Source organism: Paenibacillus fonticola DSM 21315 (assembly GCF_000381905.1).
GTDB classification, from domain to species: Bacteria; Bacillota; Bacilli; order Paenibacillales; family Paenibacillaceae; genus Fontibacillus; species Fontibacillus fonticola.
Window position 1 is genome coordinate 44,854 of record NZ_KB907254.1, and the last position, 18,252, is coordinate 63,105.

The 18,252-nt window shown below is 48.7% G+C and carries 15 protein-coding genes and 1 pseudogene; 6 read left to right on the plus strand and 10 right to left on the minus strand.

Annotation, left to right across the window (positions count from 1 at the left end):
* On the plus strand, positions 1-205 hold a 205-nt coding region (locus G358_RS33665; protein ID WP_205621533.1), incomplete at its 5' end, for a hypothetical protein.
* Between the two features lie 182 nt (positions 206-387).
* On the opposite strand, the gene G358_RS0111560 is transcribed toward G358_RS33665, so the two are convergent.
* Positions 388-1,788 (minus strand): sensor domain-containing diguanylate cyclase, encoded by a 1,401-nt coding sequence (locus tag G358_RS0111560; protein WP_019637383.1) that lies wholly within the window; start codon positions 1,786-1,788, stop codon positions 388-390.
* A gap of 206 nt (positions 1,789-1,994) precedes the next feature.
* On the opposite strand from G358_RS0111560, the pseudogene G358_RS31290 reads away from it, so the two are divergent.
* Positions 1,995-2,306 (plus strand): annotated as a pseudogene (locus G358_RS31290) (antibiotic biosynthesis monooxygenase).
* 124 nt (positions 2,307-2,430) lie between these two features.
* On the opposite strand, the gene G358_RS0111570 reads toward G358_RS31290, so the two are convergent.
* The gene (locus G358_RS0111570; protein WP_019637385.1) at positions 2,431-2,955 is read right to left on the minus strand and encodes a hypothetical protein; all 525 of its coding nucleotides are present in this window, start codon (positions 2,953-2,955) and stop codon (positions 2,431-2,433) included.
* 385 nt (positions 2,956-3,340) lie between these two features.
* On the opposite strand from G358_RS0111570, the gene G358_RS0111575 reads away from it, so the two are divergent.
* Positions 3,341-4,093: an SDR family NAD(P)-dependent oxidoreductase gene (locus G358_RS0111575; RefSeq protein ID WP_019637386.1), complete on the plus strand. Its 753-nt coding sequence runs from the start codon at positions 3,341-3,343 to the stop codon at positions 4,091-4,093.
* A 311-nt stretch (positions 4,094-4,404) separates the two neighbouring features.
* Here G358_RS0111575 and G358_RS0111580 read toward each other — a convergent pair whose 3' ends face one another.
* Entirely contained in the window at positions 4,405-5,535 is a 1,131-nt protein-coding gene (locus tag G358_RS0111580; protein WP_019637387.1) for a YeiH family protein, read from the minus strand.
* A 908-nt stretch (positions 5,536-6,443) separates the two neighbouring features.
* On the opposite strand from G358_RS0111580, the gene G358_RS0111590 reads away from it, so the two are divergent.
* Positions 6,444-7,367, plus strand: a complete 924-nt coding sequence (locus G358_RS0111590; protein WP_019637389.1) for a LysR family transcriptional regulator — start codon at positions 6,444-6,446, stop codon at positions 7,365-7,367.
* A 113-nt stretch (positions 7,368-7,480) separates the two neighbouring features.
* Here the strand turns inward: G358_RS0111590 and G358_RS0111595 are convergent, their stop codons facing one another.
* From G358_RS0111595 to G358_RS0111615, 5 genes are all read right to left on the minus strand, one after another.
* A complete protein-coding gene (locus G358_RS0111595; protein WP_019637390.1) occupies positions 7,481-7,816 on the minus strand; it encodes an ArsR/SmtB family transcription factor in 336 nt (111 codons plus the stop codon).
* Between the two features lie 2 nt (positions 7,817-7,818).
* Positions 7,819-8,253, minus strand: a complete 435-nt coding sequence (locus tag G358_RS0111600) for an SRPBCC family protein (RefSeq protein ID WP_019637391.1) — start codon at positions 8,251-8,253, stop codon at positions 7,819-7,821.
* A 556-nt stretch (positions 8,254-8,809) separates the two neighbouring features.
* Positions 8,810-10,126, minus strand: coding sequence for an ABC transporter substrate-binding protein (locus G358_RS0111605; RefSeq protein ID WP_019637392.1), 1,317 nt, complete (start codon positions 10,124-10,126; stop codon positions 8,810-8,812).
* 123 nt (positions 10,127-10,249) lie between these two features.
* The gene (locus tag G358_RS0111610) at positions 10,250-11,896 is read right to left on the minus strand and encodes a response regulator transcription factor (RefSeq protein WP_019637393.1); all 1,647 of its coding nucleotides are present in this window, start codon (positions 11,894-11,896) and stop codon (positions 10,250-10,252) included.
* Positions 11,889-13,712, minus strand: coding sequence for a cache domain-containing sensor histidine kinase (locus G358_RS0111615; protein ID WP_019637394.1), 1,824 nt, complete (start codon positions 13,710-13,712; stop codon positions 11,889-11,891). The genes G358_RS0111610 and G358_RS0111615 overlap by 8 nt, the downstream gene beginning before the upstream one ends.
* A gap of 177 nt (positions 13,713-13,889) precedes the next feature.
* On the opposite strand from G358_RS0111615, the gene G358_RS0111620 reads away from it, so the two are divergent.
* Both G358_RS0111620 and G358_RS0111625 read left to right on the plus strand, forming a co-directional pair.
* The gene (locus tag G358_RS0111620) at positions 13,890-14,777 is read left to right on the plus strand and encodes a carbohydrate ABC transporter permease (protein WP_019637395.1); all 888 of its coding nucleotides are present in this window, start codon (positions 13,890-13,892) and stop codon (positions 14,775-14,777) included.
* A complete protein-coding gene (locus G358_RS0111625; RefSeq protein ID WP_019637396.1) occupies positions 14,777-15,607 on the plus strand; it encodes a carbohydrate ABC transporter permease in 831 nt (276 codons plus the stop codon). Before G358_RS0111620 ends, G358_RS0111625 begins: the two co-directional genes overlap by 1 nt.
* Positions 15,608-15,762: 155 nt before the next feature.
* On the opposite strand, the gene G358_RS0111630 is transcribed toward G358_RS0111625, so the two are convergent.
* Both G358_RS0111630 and G358_RS0111635 read right to left on the minus strand, forming a co-directional pair.
* Complete coding sequence (locus G358_RS0111630; RefSeq protein WP_019637397.1) at positions 15,763-16,725, minus strand: carbohydrate kinase family protein; 963 nt, start codon at positions 16,723-16,725, stop codon at positions 15,763-15,765.
* 21 nt (positions 16,726-16,746) lie between these two features.
* Positions 16,747-18,249: a glycoside hydrolase family 32 protein gene (locus tag G358_RS0111635; RefSeq protein ID WP_019637398.1), complete on the minus strand. Its 1,503-nt coding sequence runs from the start codon at positions 18,247-18,249 to the stop codon at positions 16,747-16,749.
* Positions 18,250-18,252: the final 3 nt, after the last annotated feature.

Genomic DNA, 18,252 nt, shown 5'->3' on the forward strand with positions numbered 1-18,252 from the left:
GATCCAGAGAGTGTATATGAAAATTCATACACATCAATCGCGGGGCAGCCCGATCCAGAGATTGTATACGAAAATTCATACACATTCAATCGCGGGGCGGCCGGATCCAGGGAGTGTATATGAAAATTCATACACATCACTACCGCAGCGGCCGGATCCAGGCGGAACGGAACTGAAATCCACTGTTCTACGTTCCCCGCATTAGCGGGTATGTTCCCCTGTATTAACGAGTACCGCTTCATTGAATCGCCCTATCGCTGGGTCGATCCGAAGGCCGTTAACTGGAGTTGACGCCGAATCCACCCGAAGGAATGCACCAAAGTTCAAGCAATTTTCCTATCTGTGAAAGTTGATAATCTTAAAAAAAGCACCCCGCAGTCTCTGAGCTCAGACCTCCTGGGATGCTACTTTCTCCTGCTGTGATAAATACGAGCGGACTCTGCTCTTCTTCGCCCCGTACATCGCTTCATCCGCCTGCCTAATCATATCTTCCAGATCCCCTGTTCCGCTCGGTGCAACGGAGAAGCCGATACTCGCCCCAGCGGTGAGCCGATACCCTTGATATAAATATCCTTCAGACAGACTCTCTTTAATCCGATCAGCCACCTTGACCACCCGGCTCTCATCTATGTCGACAAGCAGCACCAGAAATTCGTCGCCGCCGAGCCGGCATACCATATCCTGCTCTCGCACAATTCCCGTCAATCTTCCCGCAATGTCCTTCAGCAGCAAATCCCCGGCATCGTGACCAAATGTATCATTCACTTCCTTAAAGTCGTTAAGGTCAATAAACAAAATTGCGAGTGAAAATTTCCCCTTACTGGCATACTCCTCAAACCGCTTGCTGAACAGCGTGCGATTCGGAAGCCCTGTCAGCTCATCATGATAAGCGAGGTGTTCAATTTTCTCCTCCATCTGCTTCCGATCCGTAATATCAATCATGACGCCTTCCAATCGAACCATATGGTTCAAATGATTAAAGTATGGCGTACCGCGGTTTTGCACCCATTTCACTTCTCCGTTGCGGCATACAATCCGGTACTCGCTTACCGTACTGCTGCGGCCGAGAATCATATCCTGCTGAGCCTTCTGAAAAATATGCTCGTCATCCGGATATACAAGTTCGTTGAACTGGGTCATGTTTTGACGGAACGACTTGGAGGTGAAGCCGGTTAATTGTTCAAATCCGTCCGAAACTTCCATTTGCATGGTGCTAAAATCAAATGTCCATATGCCGATAGAGACACTGTCAAGAATCGTTCTAAGGCGTTCCTCGCTCTGTCCCGCACGACGCCACAGGTTCCTTGTCAAATGCGTATGAATCATCGAGAAGGCTGTTACAAATAAGCCGAAGGAGATTAGATAGGACACTTCCTTGGCCTGAAGACCGGGAAAAAGCACCTCCTGCAAAGTAAAGAAAAAAAATGCCGAAGAAATGACAAATAAAATTCCCGACAGGAGTACTGCCCGGTAATCGTGATAGAATAAACTGAGAAGAGGGACAAGCGCCATAAATATAAAATTCGGCAAATAAGGATCTCCTATAATTAAAAAGTAGAAGAACACAAAGAGGAAGCACACCGTCAGCATCATGGTGAACGTGGGCCAGCGCTTTTGTAAAACGACTGCGGTTAGGATTAACAACAGGACAATTCCGACAGCAGGGTATACAGGAGCCAGCTTACCCTCGATGAGCAAGTTGATCACATTCGCAGCCCCGAAGAAACCCCACAATATTTTGAGCATTAATACATTCTTTTGCTGAATTAGTTCCGCTTCTTTATGCATCCACTTCACTCTTTCCTTGAATAGGCATAATGAACTACGTGTTAAATTATAGTATACTAGATCGGTATTTTTTTGCTAGACGATTCTTTAGAATTGCACGGAATCGCCTCTAATTGACAATGAATTATTATCGATAGAATGGTTAGTAACTTAGCAACTGTGCTATGACCAGCATTTTACTATAATTCATAAGGAGTAGCTAACGAATGTGGGTGGAGACAAAGACGATAACGATTCAAGCAGGATTCGAGGAGCAAATCGTGCAGAGATTCTGCGGCGAAGGCGCCGTCGAGAAGTCGCCCGGATTTATTGATTTGAGCGTGCTTGTTCAAAAGCCGAGCAGCAAATAACAGTACTGATCCGCTGGGAATCGGAAGCGCACTGGAAAGCCAGGGAAAAGAAGCGATGCCCATAACGAAGGCCACCGGAGGCAGCGTAAGCATGGCAAGCCCGAGTTCGTGCTTGGATCTGCCCATGCCGTGTACGAAGTGAAGGCGGTCAAAGGCCCCGCGCAATAATAAAAAGCGCCCCATCCAATACGATTCATGGACAGGGCATTTTTTTTACAATATGGAGTCACCTTGTTATCACTTGATATCATTATCATTCGTTATCATTCTTTGTTATTCAGTTGTATCCTAGTTATGGAATGTACTGCTGGACAATTTGCACGATCACACCATCTTTAACGGTAATATGGTAAGGAAAGTCCCGTACATCTATCCATTCGGTATTTTGGAACATCTGAAGGAATTGCGGTAAGCTCACCTGCTCATTCCACTGAATATCTACATCTTCCGGCTCACCTGTCCGGTCATAAATCTGCATGATAATCCGGACGTCTTCCGCTACGGGATAGCTTGTCAAAGCACCATCCTCATTAACGATGTAATAACCGTCCAGCGGCCCGTCAATCCCAGCCTCCGGTTCGTACCGCTGAAATGCCTTCTCGGCCTCTTCCCCTTCGAACCACTGTATTTCATCTACGGTTATCCGGGCACCATCCGCTGATGCATCAAACTGTTCAATGTATACACTTTTCGTATCGGGGGCCTGTTCCACTGGCGTATAACCCGTTTCCGCAGCACCCGAGCTGGACATATTTAACGAAGACATAACAATTATTAGGACTAGAGGGACCATGACCGATAACCATTTTCTCATCATTGCGAGCTCCCGCCTTTCCGGTCTTCGAAATGAAATTTAGCTTGTATATTAATACATGGCTATAATCTTTTATAACCATTTATGTAGTTCGTTCAAACTTAAAATATTTCATTTCATCCTAATTATATAATTCATCAAGCACAAAAGGGTCTCAATAAAGTTAAAAAAATCGAATAACGATGACAATAATTTTGTTATTCCATAGTCTGAATCCCGTACTGGCAGGAGAACATCCAGCTTAAGGATCATATTTATAGTATTTTGTCCTCATTTTCACAATTCATAGTATAATTTCAAAGAGATGAATTAATGTGCCCATTAACTGAGCGCATGTCAGAAACAAATCGGAATGATACGAATAATCAGGCAAAGGAGCATTATGGGAATGTCAAGTAACGGTAAACAACACAAAGTTGCCCTCATTACAGGGGGAAGCAGAGGAATCGGCAAAGCGATTACGCTGGAGCTGGCGAAATCAGGTATCCATGTGCTGATTAATTATTACGGTGACGACAAGGAGGCAGCCGATGTAAAGCGTCAGGCAGAATCCTACGGCATTCGGGCTGAAGCGGTCCATGCCGATGTAAGCGACCCGTCTCAGGTTAAAGAGATGTTCCAAACGTTGGACGAGCAGTTCGGGAGGCTAGATATTTTAGTGAATAACGCAGGCATTGCCCAAGCGGTAAAAATTACGGAGATGAACGACGAACACTGGGATCGCATGATCAAGATTCACCTTTACGGCGCTTTCTATACTTCGCGTGAGGCAGCCAGCCGCATGCTCGCCCAAAAAGCAGGTAAAATCATTAACGTCACCTCCGATTTGGCCAGTCAGGGCGGAGCGGAGCTGTCGCACTATGCTGCGGCCAAAGGCGGCGTTACCGCTTTAACCAAATCATTGGCCCGGGAGCTTGCTCCCTACGTGCTTGTGAATGCAGTCGCCCCAGGCGGAACCTTCTCCGATGTCCGTTCTTCACTGGAAGAAGGCGAGCACAAGAGCGATTCCCGCCATCTGCTGGGAAGACTGGCGTTCCCACAGGAAATCGCCCGTTCCGTTATGTTCCTCGCTTCGGACGACGCCAACATTTATACGGGCCAGGTGCTTGGAGCCAATGGCGGCAGCAGCATGAACGGCTAACGTCAAGTGCATAATACGTAAAAAGCCGAAAAGGGGCATGAACCAGTCCAGGGGTGGGGGATGTATCCGTTGTCCACTCTAAGGGCTAGATTTCATGCCCTTCCCCGGCTTTTTTGTCATGCTTGCCAATCTCAGCAGGCAGCCACATGCACAATACCGTTCCAGTCGATAAACAAAACGGTCTTTCTCCTGCGGGCTGTCCCTTCTGGAAAGTAAGAAATGCCGCTTAAAGAGGGAGTAAGGTGGACATTGCATATATTTGTCCTTTGGTGGCGGACAGTGTAGACAGATGTAAATATATAAAGAATAAATCATGCCCCAATGAAATACAGCATGCCATAGCCAAGTATGGATAATGCTGCAGATCCGATCAGCCCCGCCCAGAAGGGTCTTATGCCCAAGCGGCGGAACACGGCAAGATCAACTCCAAGACCGAGCCCAGCCATCGCTACAGCAATAAGCAAGTAAGCTGCTGCCACGATCATACCGGCGATCGGCTCCGAAATAACGCCCCAAGTATTCAAGCCGCTCATCAGAACAAATCCGAGAATGAACCAGGGAACCTGAATGCTGCGCCAGCGGGAGAACAAAGACGCCATCGTTCCTCCCGCCGGGTTAGGCCGTGCCGCTGCATTTGGCTGTTCCTCTACGTTAGGCTGTACTCTCGCCCTCGCCTTGTTATCTCTCCGTTCCTTTCGGTTCATCCATATTCCCAGTAAAAGCGATACGGGCACAAGCATCGCTACCCGCGTCAGCTTGACGACGACCGCAATGTCCTCGGCCGTGTTGCCCGCAGGCGCCGCTGCCGCTATGACATGAGCAATTTCATGCAGCGTAGCTCCTGCCAACACCCCATAACGATGGGCGGATAATCCAAGCAGTGGATAGATAAAACTATAGATCAAAGTAAACAATGTACCGAGGAGAGCGACAACCGCCGCCGCAATGGCAGTTTCCTCATTTTTTGCCTTCACTTGCGGCGCTATTGCCACAACGGCGGCCGCTCCGCAAATGGCGGTTCCGCATGCCGTCAGTATGCCCAGCTCATCGGAGATCTTAAGCCATTTGGCCAAGCTGTATACGACCGCAATAGTAAAGGCGATATGAATAATTGACATAGCCAAGACCTGAGGCCCCGCTTCCATTACGCTTTGTATATTAAGCCTCATCCCTAGCAGAATTATGCCGAGGCGCAGCAGCTTTTTGCTGGAGAAGGAAACGCCCCTGACAGCATACTCCGGGACTCCGATAATAGCCCTCCATATTAATCCGAGCATAATAGCAATCACGAGATGTCCCATTATGCTCAGCAGGGGCAAATAGGACAACAATTTAGCAGATGCGGCCAGCAGCACGGTTAATCCTATGCCCTGCACAAAACCGATGCCCGGTCTCCGTTTGAACGGTGCAACCTTGGCCTGTGACTGTACTGTTTGTGCCATGATGTTCACTCCAAAGATCGAATTTAGAGGCTGCCCAAAAAGCCGTTTATCCTTTCCGCATGATGGCAAGGATAGCTTCTAACTCCCTCTAAATGGTCAATTCCAGCGCTGGTATCTTTACTATAAATCCCGGCGCCCCAGAAGTGAAATACGGATCTGCTATCTCCATCATAAGCAAAACTGATGATTAAAGTGCTATGATATATAAATCAAAAAAATCGATTCAATATAAATCGCTAATGAATCACTATATAAGTCAAAAACGCGATTCAGTATGGATCGCGATTCGCTGTATCGCTATAAAAGTCGAACAATAGAAATGGAAGTGGGGCAAGTACGTCTTGTAGTTCATCTTATATGAGCTGCCGTACACTAAATGGAATTCATGTATTTAATTATGCTCTATACGAATGTTTCAGGGGATTAGATGGATTTTGCGTACCTAAAATCAAGTATCCTGCCATGATTGGCCATTTCCCTTTCTTTAACGACATCTAATCCATTAAAATTTACTTTCCCTTCTTTACCGCAGAAACTAACTACTATAAATCCATTTATATAAGTTGAACAATTGAGTTGGACGTCGCCCAAGTATATAACACCATGTAACGCAAACATATAAAGTGTTCCTACGATCGCTGTTGTTCCCAAATTTCTTGGATGATATAGGTTCATAAGGGGGTGTAGAGTTGATATTGGTTCACAAAAGGTTATAGAGGTGATGTTGAGTTGATATGGGTTCTCAAAAGGTTATAGAGGTAATGTTGAGTTGACGTGGAGTTGACGTGGAGTTGATATAGGTTCATAAGAGGTTATAGAGTTAATGTGGAGATGCTGCGGATCGTTGTACAGATTGTGAGTCAACTCGAAGCAGGCTACAATGGGATTATTGAAAGGGGGAAGTGAGTATGATCGTCGATACACTGCGTGTCTTTGTTACGGTGGCGGAGCAACGTCATTTCTCAAAGGCCGCAGAACTTCTAAATATGTCACAGCCTGGCGTAAGCCAGCATATTCGAAATATGGAGAACGAGCTCGGCACTAAACTAATGCTGCGTTCCCCCAAGCAGGTAAAGCTAACTGAGGAAGGGACTATTCTGTATCGCAAGGCAAAGCAGATTTTAGGCTTGTACGAGGAAGCCAAGCAGCAAATTCATCTGCTTCATGAAGTGGTTACCGGCTCAATTCAAATCGGGGCCAGCTTTACGATCGGTGAATATATTCTGCCGCGGCTGCTGGCCAAATTCGCCGAGCAGTATCCTGAAGTCGATTTGCAGCTGACGATCGGCAATACGGAAGAGATTGTGGCAGCAATCCGGGCGAATGAGCTTGATCTTGCGCTCGTCGAAGGCATTGTAAGCGACCATCCGGACCTGATTATCCTTCCCTACATGCAGGATGAAATGATTCTCGTTGCAGCGCCAAAGCACCCGTTATCCTTGCTTCCAACAGTAAATCCGGCTGATTTGGCCGATCAGAATTGGATTATTCGCGAAGCCGGGTCCGGCACACGTGCCTTTAGTGATCATTTCCTGCAAGTGAACGAATTGCAAGCAAGGCGCTCATATGTGTTTAACAGCAGTCAAGGCGTGAAAGAGGCAGTATCTGCGGGGCTGGGGATCGCCGTGCTATCCCGCCTGACCGTCCGCAAAGAGCTGGACAATGGAGAGCTCCGGGAAATTGCCTTCAACGGACCTGCTATGAAAAGGGAGTTGTCTTTCATTCGCAACAGACAAGGCTCCCTCACATTAGCTGCGGAAGTATTCCAGCAGAAGGTGCAAGAGCAGCGGCAAACGGTGGAAAATAACCTCGATGCCCATTCACTCCATTGACTCCGTACACTCCATAATTCCCAGCCGCCAAGCATAAAGATTGCTGGCGGCCGTCCTGCGGCGAGCCGTCCTGCAACAAGCCTTCCTGCAGTGCCTTCCAAAGACGGGGCCGTCTATTCATCCCCGCTGCTTTCCTCATTCTCCACATAATATTTAAGCATAGACAGCTTGTTGTTCCAGAACTGCTCGAAGTAATCCAGCCAATGCTGCAGCTCCTGCAGCGGCTCTGGGTCTAAGCGATATCTCGTCTCCCGGCCGACCTTCCGCTCCCGGACAAGCCCGGCTGAGGATAGAACGTGCAAATGCTTGGACACAGCGGTACGGCTCATCGGAAAGTGCCCGCTGATCTCCTTCACGGGCATTTCCTGCCTGCTAAGCAAACCCAGCAATTGACGGCGGGTCGGGTCGGCTATAGCCTGAAATACATCGTATTTCGGGGCCGCTGTCATTTTCAGCCTTCCACGCAAGAGGCCAATTTCTTAACCAGTCCGGCCCAGCCCTGGTCCATCCGAGGGCGTACGATCGAATGAGCCTCCCCGAACTCGGTCACTTGATTCGCGCTCCATCCGCCATGGATTAGCGTAAATTCCGTCTGCCCGCCTACTTCGATCAGTTCAAAGGACAACGTCCAATCCTTACCCCAGGTAAAAGAAAGCCGATGCGGTGGATCAATTTCCGTCACTTTGCAGGGAGAATCTCCGAATGGTCCGGCATTCAGAACGAACTCAAACCCTTCCTTTGGCTCAAAATTGTTCGGCATAAACCAAGCAGTAATCCCCTCAGACGTAGCAACTGCTTCCCATACCTTGCCGATTGGCGCATTCAGCAAAATCGTATGCCGGATATCCGGAAGCGCGTTGCCGTTAGCGTAGTTGTCATTGTTCATTTCTGTATCTCTCCTTATTAACCATTTATTAAAATCAATTTCGCGGAATAGGAAACCTTTTGGTTTCATAATAACAACAATAATAATATGACACCAAAAGGTTTCGTGTCAAGCGGCAATTCTTTTGCTGTCTTCTTGATGCCTTCTTAATGCCTTCTTAATGCCTTCTTAATGCCTTCTTGCTGTTTTTTGCTATTTTTTGCTGTTTTTTTGTCGTCCTTTTATCGTCTTTTTGCTGTCTTCTAGAGCTTCGCTTCGATCTGGCGAATTCTTTACCCGTTACACCGAATACTTTGCTGTCTTTTTGCTGTCTTTTTGCTGCCTTTTGCTGCCTTTCGCTGCCTTTCGCTGCCTTTATCTGCCTTTTGCTGTCCTTTTGCCGTCTTTTTACTGTCGCTAGTAATTTTGTTGTCTACTGTCTCTTATTCCCTCGCTTACTGCCTGCCATGCATATGACCGCGAATACACAATTCTCGGCCTTTTTACTTCCTATAAATAACTTAACTCAGCACCAGAGGGTGCTGAGTTAAGAGTGGAAAGTTTAGGGTTCGTTAAATTATTCTGCCGAGCCGAGTTGAATCCAGGCTTTTTGAATCTCGGTCACAGTTTGGTCTTTGGATTGACTGCCGCCAATATAAGCTTGCATAAGCTCACCAAATTTTTGGTGGAACGTATCCAAAGAGTAGTTGATGGCTAAATCGCCGGATGGCTGCACTTGCAAAATTTCATCCATTTGTTTCGGCATATCCAGCTCTGGCAGCGGAGCGTCCTTGATTGGCGGAATGACTTTCGCTACGCTGGAGAACCAGTTTTTCCCGTATTCGGAAGTATACAGCCAGTTGAAGAACTCGATCGTTTCATTAGCTACTTTAGAGTCTTTGTAAATGCGCAGTGCCTGGTCAGCCCCCGTAATAATGAGAGCTTGCTCCGCTTTATCACTTACCGGATAACCGGCAATCCCGATCTTCATATCAGGATTGATTTTCTTAATCGCTTCTTCATCCCAAGCGCCTTTGCCCGTCATAAACGCGGCTTTGCCGGATGCAAAATCACTTACCTGAGCGTTGCTGTCGCGCTCCAGCGGTTTGTCTGTTCCATGCTTAACTGTCGTATCAATGAACTCAAAGAAGTTATTGTACAGAACCGGATGTTCCTGGAACGTTGTATTGCCAGCGATGAAGCTCTCGACCAAATCCTTCGCGGTCATATTGGCATCTTGGGCCGCCGCATCCACGAAATGCTGGAATACGTGCTTCCATACCCACCACTCTTTGTACGCATTGGCGAACGGTGTAATACCTTTCGCTTCAAGCTTGGCAATTGCATCATTCAATTCAGCCGTCGTTGCAGGAACGTCCGTAATCCCTGCTTCCTCAAGCAAGTCCTTGTTGTAGATCAGCGTAAACAGGTTGCCTTTGACCGGAAGGCCCAGCACTTTACCGTCGGAAGAAGACATGTTCGACCGGACAGCATCCGTCATCGCCGCTGCAAGCGGCTCATTCGTCAAATCGGCACTATACTCCGCAAAGGTGTCGATATCTCCGCCAGCAGTCGTTTGGAATACGTCCGGCGTACTGCCTGCGGCAATTCTGGATTTAAGCACCGTGTTGTAGTCAGCCTGCATAATTTCCAGGTTGATCGTTACGTTCGGCTTCACTTTTTTGTACTCTTCAATATAAGCATTAAATGCGTCTGTGTATTCTGGAGATGCCGTAAACATGTTAATCGTTACCGGTTTGGAGGAATCTGCGTTACCGCCTTCATTGGCTGCTCCGTTTGTTCCGTTGTTGGCCGCATTGTTACCGCCGCAAGCGGACAGAAGTCCCATCAGCAGCACTAAACTGAATGACATGGCCAGAAATTTTTTCTTCATAAATTTTACGCCCCCACTTTCTTTGGTTAGTATGTCTATGAGCCTATTCTAAAGAAAAGGATTCGTAATCAAAATGTAGATAAGTGACGACTTGAGGGTAAAAAAGTGTAGTCCTCTCGTTGTTCACTTTTTATCCCCCGCCGGTTTGGAACGGTATTCCGAAGGCGATAGGCCATAGTAATTGCGAAACGCTTTACTGAAATAGTTCTTATCCTTATAGCCCAGCATCTCGGAAATATCCTGGATTTTCAGAGAGGAGTCATCAAGCAAAATGCACGCCTTGTCCATTCTGACCTTCTGCATATACTCATGAATCCCGAACCCGAACTGCTGCTTAAACAGCTTCATTAAGTATTCCCGGCTTAGGAAATATTTTTCGGTGAACATGGAAATTTTGATATCCTCAAAATAATGCCTGTCGATATAATCCTTAATATCTTCAATGTGAAACGGACGATTGACCGCCATCGATTGCCGGATTTGCTCACTGTAATATTCCAGGATGGAGTGAAGCAATCGCTCATACTTATCCAGGGTACTAAAATCCCCAGACAAGCCGATAGCTGCCAGCGAACTGTGCGAGCCGGATGCCGGCAGCTGCTCCGGGGCCACACCCAGATCAAGCGCCATATCGCTGAACAAGACGATAATTTCCCGGATCATCCGTTCGGCTTCGCCGATGGTGAAGCTGTCCGCTTCCTTTATTTTGTTCGTAAATTGTTCGAATATAACCTTCGCGTGGTTGATGTTGCCCGATTCAAGCGCATTCCGCAGGATAGGCATGCGGCTCGTAAAGGACAGAACCTCCGGGGCGCCCGTTTTTTCCCTGGAGCCAAAGGCCGTGGCCCCCTTCATTTTGAGCAAATCGATCGCCAGAGCCGCTGCCCGCGCTTCTTCATAAGCATCCGCCAGCTGCATAACCTCTTCATACACCTGCGAGACCCCCACTGCCGATATGATATCAAACAGCTCATTTAACGTATGACCGACCTTTCTCATCAATAAGTCCGCCCGGAACGCCAGATCCTCGGGATACCCGCCCTGCATCGTAAATATAGCGATAATCTCCCCATCCTGTTTCGGATTGGGGAAGCTGAAGCAAATGACGTCCTCCATGGCCACTTCATTAATGACATTCGCCACCGCAAAATATAACAGCTCTGTGTCCCGGTTAAAACGATGATCCCGGACATGCTGCATATTCAACATTTTCAGGACGAGCGCGCCAAATTGATGATTCGCTTCATCGGCCCCGATCAGCGGAAGAAACGCCTGATTGCTCTGCAGCTTGAAGCTGCGCTCGATAATGGATAAGTATATCTTCTCCTTTAATTTCGGCAGGGACATGTTGTACGCAATGTTCCGCGTGATGAACTCACTTTGAGTCTGCCGTTTCGCCTCCAATACATCGATCGCCTTGCGCAGCGCCTGGTTCAGATCCTGCCGGTTGACCGGCTTGAGTAAATAATCAACGACTTTGGAGTGAATAGCTTGCCTTGTAAACTCGAAATCATTGTAGCCGCTAATGACGATCGTCATTAGCTCAGGATAGTCGCGCTCTACAATGCGCAGAAACTCTACCCCGTTCATCTCAGGCATCTTCATGTCCACCATCACGATGTCCGGCCGATGTTTCTTCAGCATTTCCAGCCCGATCACGCCGTCCGTCGCCTCAAAAACTTCTCCGACCTGCAAGCCTTCCCAATCGCCCAATATTTTAATCGCTTCGCGCAGCGGCTCTTCGTCGTCAATAATCAGCACTTTATACATGTTCTGCGCCTCCCCGCGGTATTCTCATCGTCATTTCCGTCCCCGACCCGTTGCTGTGAATCATCAGTCCCGACTGATCGCCATAAAGCAGCTTCAAGCGGGTATTCAAATTTTTCAGGCCGATATTATCGCCCTCCTGTTCCTCCCACTCGGCTTCAAGCATCTGCAAAATTTGTTTCAGCCTATCCGGAGCAATGCCCGGCCCATTATCATCAACCGAGATGATAGCATGGCTCTCGCTCACCGTAGCCCGAACGACGATCATGACCGGCGTGGACACCTTCTCGACAGCATGCTTGATTGAATTCTCCACCAGGGACTGGATGGACAGCTTCGGAATTTGCAGCTCCATCAGCGACTCATCCCACTGAATATCAACTTGAAGGCGGCTGCCGAATCTTGCGCTTTGCAGCGCCAAATACCGCTCGATATGCTTCAGCTCTTCCCTAGCGTAGACGATATCTTTGCCGCTTATGCAGTACCGCAGCGTGAGAGCCAGGGCATCCACCATGTCGGCCACATCGTCGTTTCCGCTCTTGAGCGCTTTCGTGGATATCGCCTGCAGTGCGTTATACAAAAAGTGAGGATTGATTTCCGCCTCCAGCGCCTTGAGGATCGCGTTCTTCTCCACCAGCTTCATGCGGTAGCGTTCATTGATCAGATCATTTGTCCGCCGCACCATCTGATTGAAATGTCGGGTCAGGTAGGCGATTTCGTCCTGGCCCTGCACCGGAGCTTCCGCATCGAACGTCCCTTCGCTGAACCGCCGCATATGGCGGGAGAGCCGATTCAGCGGCTTCGTGATCGCATTGGAGATCAAAGTGACGAGAATGACCGATATGACTAGAAAAATAAGGCCGATCAAGTAGCTCAAATTTCGCGCTTTCGTCGCCGCTTCATATATGCTGCTGTAAGGAATCGGCTTAATCAGCTTCCAGCCGTCCTGCTGACCCACGTCGTAAACGACAAGGTACCGCTTGTCCTCATCCGACCAAGTGACCGGACTTCCCGAGTCATCGACGATGTCTTGGAGCCAGTCCGCCGAGCGGATCGCCTCATAAGCTTCCAGATCATCCATGTGAAAAGGAACATTGCTCGGGTCAAGAAACATCAAATGCTCCCCTTCTTCGAACGGAATGTCGCTCATAATGCTGTCCTTCACCGCCGGCTTCAAATAAAACGACAGTACAGCTCGGGGCTCCCGCGAAGCAATCGAGCGCAGCACGCGATGGTAGCCCATAAATTCAGGCTCGGAAACCATCGTATAGCCGCTGACCGCGTCTGGCAGGACAAAGGACTGATACGAGCGGTTGCGCGGACTGTTCATCGCCTCCTGATACCAGGGCTGCTCGTCGATTCCGCCCTGATAGCCAACCCTGATCGTAATATTGTAAGCCTCACGGCTAATCGAATAATATTTTTGCTGGTCGATCAAATACAAATAAATGCTCTCCAGGTCTTTGCGGCTGTAGAACATATCCCTTAAGTAATCTTCGAGATACATTTTGGCGGCATAGTCATCCCCCTCCTTCATTACCGCCCGAATAATATCATCATATTTGTTATGGGGCAGCGAAAACTGCTCAATCCCGTCTAAATAATCCTCCAGCTTCTGGTTGACAAGCATCAGGTTGTTCGTCGTGCTGGCGATGCTGTTGCTGACCGCCTCCTTCTGGAGCATTTGATAAGATATGATCGTAAGCGAACCCACGATCAGTATAATAATTGAAGTAAAAAGCAAAGTAAGCTTATTGACGAGTCGGCTGGATACCCGCTCAATAAGCGACTTCATAGCAGCTGTTATCCTTTTGATCATGGCTGTCTTCCCCCCCTCACAGTGCTACTGTTTACCTTTTTACCCTTAACTGTTTTCTTATGTCCATTTAGGCGCGTTTAAGGCTGAATTATAATTATTATAGCCGAAAACGACGGAGTGTATAGAAACAGCTGCTCTCTTGTCTATAGAAAATACGTTGCGAAAAAGAGGTGCGATATGTTCAAACTGGGGAGAAAATGGTCTGAAAGATTGGAATTCGGCGCTTTTACACTGCCGGTTTTGATCAGTATTATAGCCGTCTTCTATTATCCGTTTATGATGACGATTCGCTATTCCTTAACTAAGTGGAATGGGATATCTAAAAACCCTAAATTCATAGGCTTGGACAACTTCAAGGAAATTTTCAGCGGCGATGCCAACTTCATGAACGCAAGCTGGTTCACGATTAAGTACGCGATATTATACATCGTGCTCGTGAACGTGCTGGCGATTCTGCTGGCGCTTGTCCTGGATATGAAGATGAAATCCACGACCTGGCTCAGAGCCGCTTTCTTTATTCCTTATATTCTTAGCTTGGTTATCGTCGGTTTCATCTGGAAGTTTATTTTCATGCAGGGCTTCGAATCACTAGGAGCAAGCACAGGCTGGGGCATATTCAAGCTGAGCTGGCTCGGGGAACCGAATCTTGCCTTTATATCCATCCTGCTCGTCTCGATTTGGCAATCGGTCGGCTTCTATCTCGTCATTTACATCGCCGGCCTGCAATCGGTGCCGGAAGACATGAAGGAAGCAGCCAAAGTAGACGGCGCTGGCCCGGTACGCCGGTTCTTCAGCATTACGCTGCCTTTGCTGGCGCCTTCCATCACGATCTCTGTGTTTATGGCGCTGACGAACTCGATTAAAGTATTCGACGTCATTCTGTCCCTCACGGGCGGAGGCCCCGGCGGCACAACGTACAGCGTTGCTTACGATATTTACCGGGATACGTTCCAGAACAACCTGTACGGTTACGGTACGGCCAAAGCGCTCATTCTGTTCGTCGCCGTGCTTGTCATTACCGTGATTCAATTGACGATCTTTAAACGCAGGGAGGTTGAGGCATAATGAAGAGCAAGAAGGCAGGACGCATCGTCTTTGAAGTATTTATGGTCATTCTCTCGCTGCTGTTCTTGTATCCATTGTTCTTGACCATCATCAACTCTTTGAAGAGCTTCTCCGAAGTCATGACCGACGTCATTGCTCTTCCGAAAAGTTTAGCCTTCGAGAACTACAGCTATGTGTGGAAATACATTAACTATCCGAGATTGTTTCTGAACAATACCGTCATTACTGTGCTTGGTCTAGCCGGGATCATTCTGATCTCGTCCATCGCAGCGTATAAGCTGGCCAGAACGAAGACCAAGCTGAGCAACCTGATTTACTTCCTTTGTATCATGCCGATGCTGATCCCGTTTCAATCGATCATGCTGTCCGTGCTGCAAATGGCAAAAAGCTTCCACCTTTCGGACAGCACCTGGGGCCTTGGCATCCTGTACTGGGGCTTTGGCGCACCGCTGGCCATGTTCATCTATCACGGCTTCGTGAAAGGGATCCCTAATGAAATCGACGAAAGCGCAACGATTGACGGTGCTTCCGGTTTCCGCCTGTTCTTCCGGGTCATCTTCCCGCTGCTAAAATCAGTAACAACGACGATCATTATTATTGACGTCATGTGGATTTGGAATGACTTCCTGCTTCCACTCTTGATGGTCAACGGCTCGCCGACTACAAAGACGTTGACGCTGGCCGCTTATACCTTCGTAGGGCAGTATACATCAGACTGGCAATATGCCATGACAGCGATGGTTATGGCCGTGCTGCCGTCCATTATCGTGTTCATGTTCCTGCAGAAGCACATTGTTAAGGGCGTTGTAGCCGGGGCGGTAAAAGGGTAAGGTAAGCATCTGATTAGAGCATATAAAGAGCGCCGGGTTCTGCGGTTTAACTCCGCTACCCGGCGCTTTTCTCTTACCGCCTCCAGCAATCTTTTCTTGTTGTTAATGATGCAAGCTTCCCCAGCGGTACCGGGGATATTACGTCCACTTGAGGCTTATTTCAATTCCCGAAAGAATCGATCGATAGTCGCCCTATTCGGAAGAGCCGGAATCCCGCCTTTATTTACAGTGGCTAGCGCTCCCGCCGCGTTGGCAAACCTGGCACATTCGGCAACATCGTCTACGGTCATCTGGTGAAAACCGCCGGGAATCTCCAAAACTTTATAGATCGCCGCACCAAAAAAGGAATCGCCCGCTCCTGTAGAATCCACCATTTGAACCGAGTAGGCCGGCGCCGTACCGATCGCATGCAAATAGCGGTAAAAACATCCCCGCTCTCCCAGCGTTACGAAAATCAAGGGAATGTCAAACGCACGCATCAGTTGCAGAGTACCTTCACCCGGATCTTCTTTTCCCGTCAAAAAAACAAGCTCCTCCTTGGATACCTTCAATATGTCCGCATATTTCATCCCCTCCTCAATGGCCTTTCTGGCATCCTCCAATGATTCCCAAAGGGATTCGCGAAGATTCGGATCGAAAGTGATCAGAAGCCCCTTGTTCTTGGCGTGTTTTAAAGCCTTGAGGGTGGCGGTTTTCGCCGGCTCGGCCGTCATGGACAGCGAACCAAAATGAAAAACCCGGGATTGCTCAATGATGCCATAATTCAATTCTTCTTCTTTGAGGGTAAGATCCGCCCCGGGATTTCGGCAGAAGCTGAAAGAGCGTTCTCCGTTCTCCGCCAGATGAACAAACGCCAGGGTGGTATGGATATCCTTGGAGAACATTAACCCTTCCGTGTTTACTCCGTAATCCTGCAGCGTGCAGCACAGCAATTCACCGAAGCGATCCGTTCCCACTTTACCCAAAAACGCTGTCTTCTTACCGAGCTTCGCCAGAAGCACAGCCACATTGGCCGGTGCCCCACCGGGATTGCACTCAAATAACATTTGCCCCTGCCCAGATCTCCCGGCCGGTGTAAAATCAATCAGCAGCTCTCCCATAGTAACTGCATCATACATCCGATCCATCTCCCTTCATCTTCACCAGACAGGGCGGAGCTTCCAGCTTTTGAGCGAGGTCAATTTCACAGATCCGCCGCGGCTAAATAGCAGTGTACTCATGCTATCCGGGTGCGGAAAAATATTATGAGTCATGACCGTACGCCCCTCATTGCCGTATATTTCAACCACACTGGTATCCATAAAAATATGAAGTTTAAGCTTATTGTGGAACGCCTCTAGTTTGCACGTGCATACACCTTCGCTCCAGCCGTCGGAGCGGCTCCGGTCGAACTTCAGGATTCCCGTCGCCGGGAAATAGGAGAGAACCGTCTCCTGCGTCCTGTCCTCGGAAACCCGCAGCTTGAAGCCAAACTCCTCGGCATCACAGTTCTCCAGATCGAATTCGGCGATCATCTCCCAAGCCTCGTTCACTGGTTCTGTTAGAACGATTTCCATGTCCTTGCCGATCCGCTGAACTCCACTAACCTGGCCTTCTTCTCGCAGCGAAGTAATTTCGGCCACCGGCAGGAATTTCAATTTCCCGTCCTCATCCAGCTCTACGGTACGCGGAATGGACATAGATCCGCACCAGTATTTCTGTACGGGAGGCGCGAAATCCTTGAACCAGGGCATCCAGTCCCAAGAATTCAGCCAGGCGATAATGAGCCTTCTGCCCGTGTCGTCCAACAACGATTGAGGCGCATAATAGTCAAAGCCGAAGTCTATCTCTCCCTGCACATCCCAGGTGAATTTACCGCTGTCGTAATCCATATCCCCGACTAGATAGACGGTTGTCGTATTCTCCATACCCATCGGCGAAAACAAGAGTACATGCCTGCCTGCAAGCGGAAAGAAATCCGGACACTCCCACATCGTTCCCAAGCTGCCATCGCTTTCAGCCAGTACACTTACGTATTCCCACTTCCGTAGATCAGGCGAACGGTACAACAGCGCTTTGCCCCGCCCCTCCTTGCATGAACCGACGACCATATACCAAGTGTCTTCGTGTTTCCATACCTTGGGGTCGCGGAAGTCGGCCGAACCTTCTTCGGGAGGGAGAGCAATCACAGGATTGCCCTCGTATTTCTCAAAATGAATCCCGTCCGTACTAGTGGCCAGACACTGCGTTTGAATCACTTGTCCATCCCTGATGACAGTCCCGGTGTATAACAGGGTAAGTACACCGTTATCATCAACGGCGGAACCGGAGAAGCACCCGCCCCGCTCATCCAGATCGTAAGGTTCACTTGGCGCCAGCGCGATCGGGAGATGCTCCCAGTGCACCAGATCTTTTGATTTGGCATGCCCCCAATGCATCGCGCCCCAGCGGTTCCCGTAAGGGTTGTACTGATAAAACAGATGGTATTCTCCCTTAAACTGGATCAGACCATTGGGATCGTTCAGCCAGCGGGCAGGGGGCATAAAATGATACTTATGCCTCGACGCTTCCCCTGCGGCTTCATCCCTGATCGCGGCAATCGCCGCATTCGCTTTAGCCAGTGCCTGTGCATGCCGCTCCAAACGCGCTTTTTGAAGGGTCATTGG

Bases quoted from the DNA above. Each gene is read 5' to 3' on its own strand.
- G358_RS0111600 (WP_019637391.1), bottom strand. From the start codon at position 8,253: ATGAACAATGACAACTACGCTAACGGCAACGCGCTTCCGGATATCCGG.
- G358_RS0111625 (WP_019637396.1), top strand. From the start codon at position 14,777: ATGAAGAGCAAGAAGGCAGGACGCATCGTCTTTGAAGTATTTATGGTC.
- G358_RS0111630 (WP_019637397.1), bottom strand. From the start codon at position 16,725: ATGTATGATGCAGTTACTATGGGAGAGCTGCTGATTGATTTTACACCG.
- G358_RS0111590 (WP_019637389.1), top strand. From the start codon at position 6,444: ATGATCGTCGATACACTGCGTGTCTTTGTTACGGTGGCGGAGCAACGT.
- G358_RS0111575 (WP_019637386.1), top strand. From the start codon at position 3,341: ATGTCAAGTAACGGTAAACAACACAAAGTTGCCCTCATTACAGGGGGA.
- G358_RS0111595 (WP_019637390.1), bottom strand. From the start codon at position 7,816: ATGACAGCGGCCCCGAAATACGATGTATTTCAGGCTATAGCCGACCCG.
- G358_RS0111570 (WP_019637385.1), bottom strand. From the start codon at position 2,955: ATGATGAGAAAATGGTTATCGGTCATGGTCCCTCTAGTCCTAATAATT.
- G358_RS0111635 (WP_019637398.1), bottom strand. From the start codon at position 18,249: ATGACCCTTCAAAAAGCGCGTTTGGAGCGGCATGCACAGGCACTGGCT.
- G358_RS0111620 (WP_019637395.1), top strand. From the start codon at position 13,890: ATGTTCAAACTGGGGAGAAAATGGTCTGAAAGATTGGAATTCGGCGCT.
- G358_RS0111605 (WP_019637392.1), bottom strand. From the start codon at position 10,126: ATGAAGAAAAAATTTCTGGCCATGTCATTCAGTTTAGTGCTGCTGATG.
- G358_RS0111615 (WP_019637394.1), bottom strand. From the start codon at position 13,712: ATGATCAAAAGGATAACAGCTGCTATGAAGTCGCTTATTGAGCGGGTA.
- G358_RS0111610 (WP_019637393.1), bottom strand. From the start codon at position 11,896: ATGTATAAAGTGCTGATTATTGACGACGAAGAGCCGCTGCGCGAAGCG.
- G358_RS0111580 (WP_019637387.1), bottom strand. From the start codon at position 5,535: ATGGCACAAACAGTACAGTCACAGGCCAAGGTTGCACCGTTCAAACGG.
- G358_RS0111560 (WP_019637383.1), bottom strand. From the start codon at position 1,788: ATGCATAAAGAAGCGGAACTAATTCAGCAAAAGAATGTATTAATGCTC.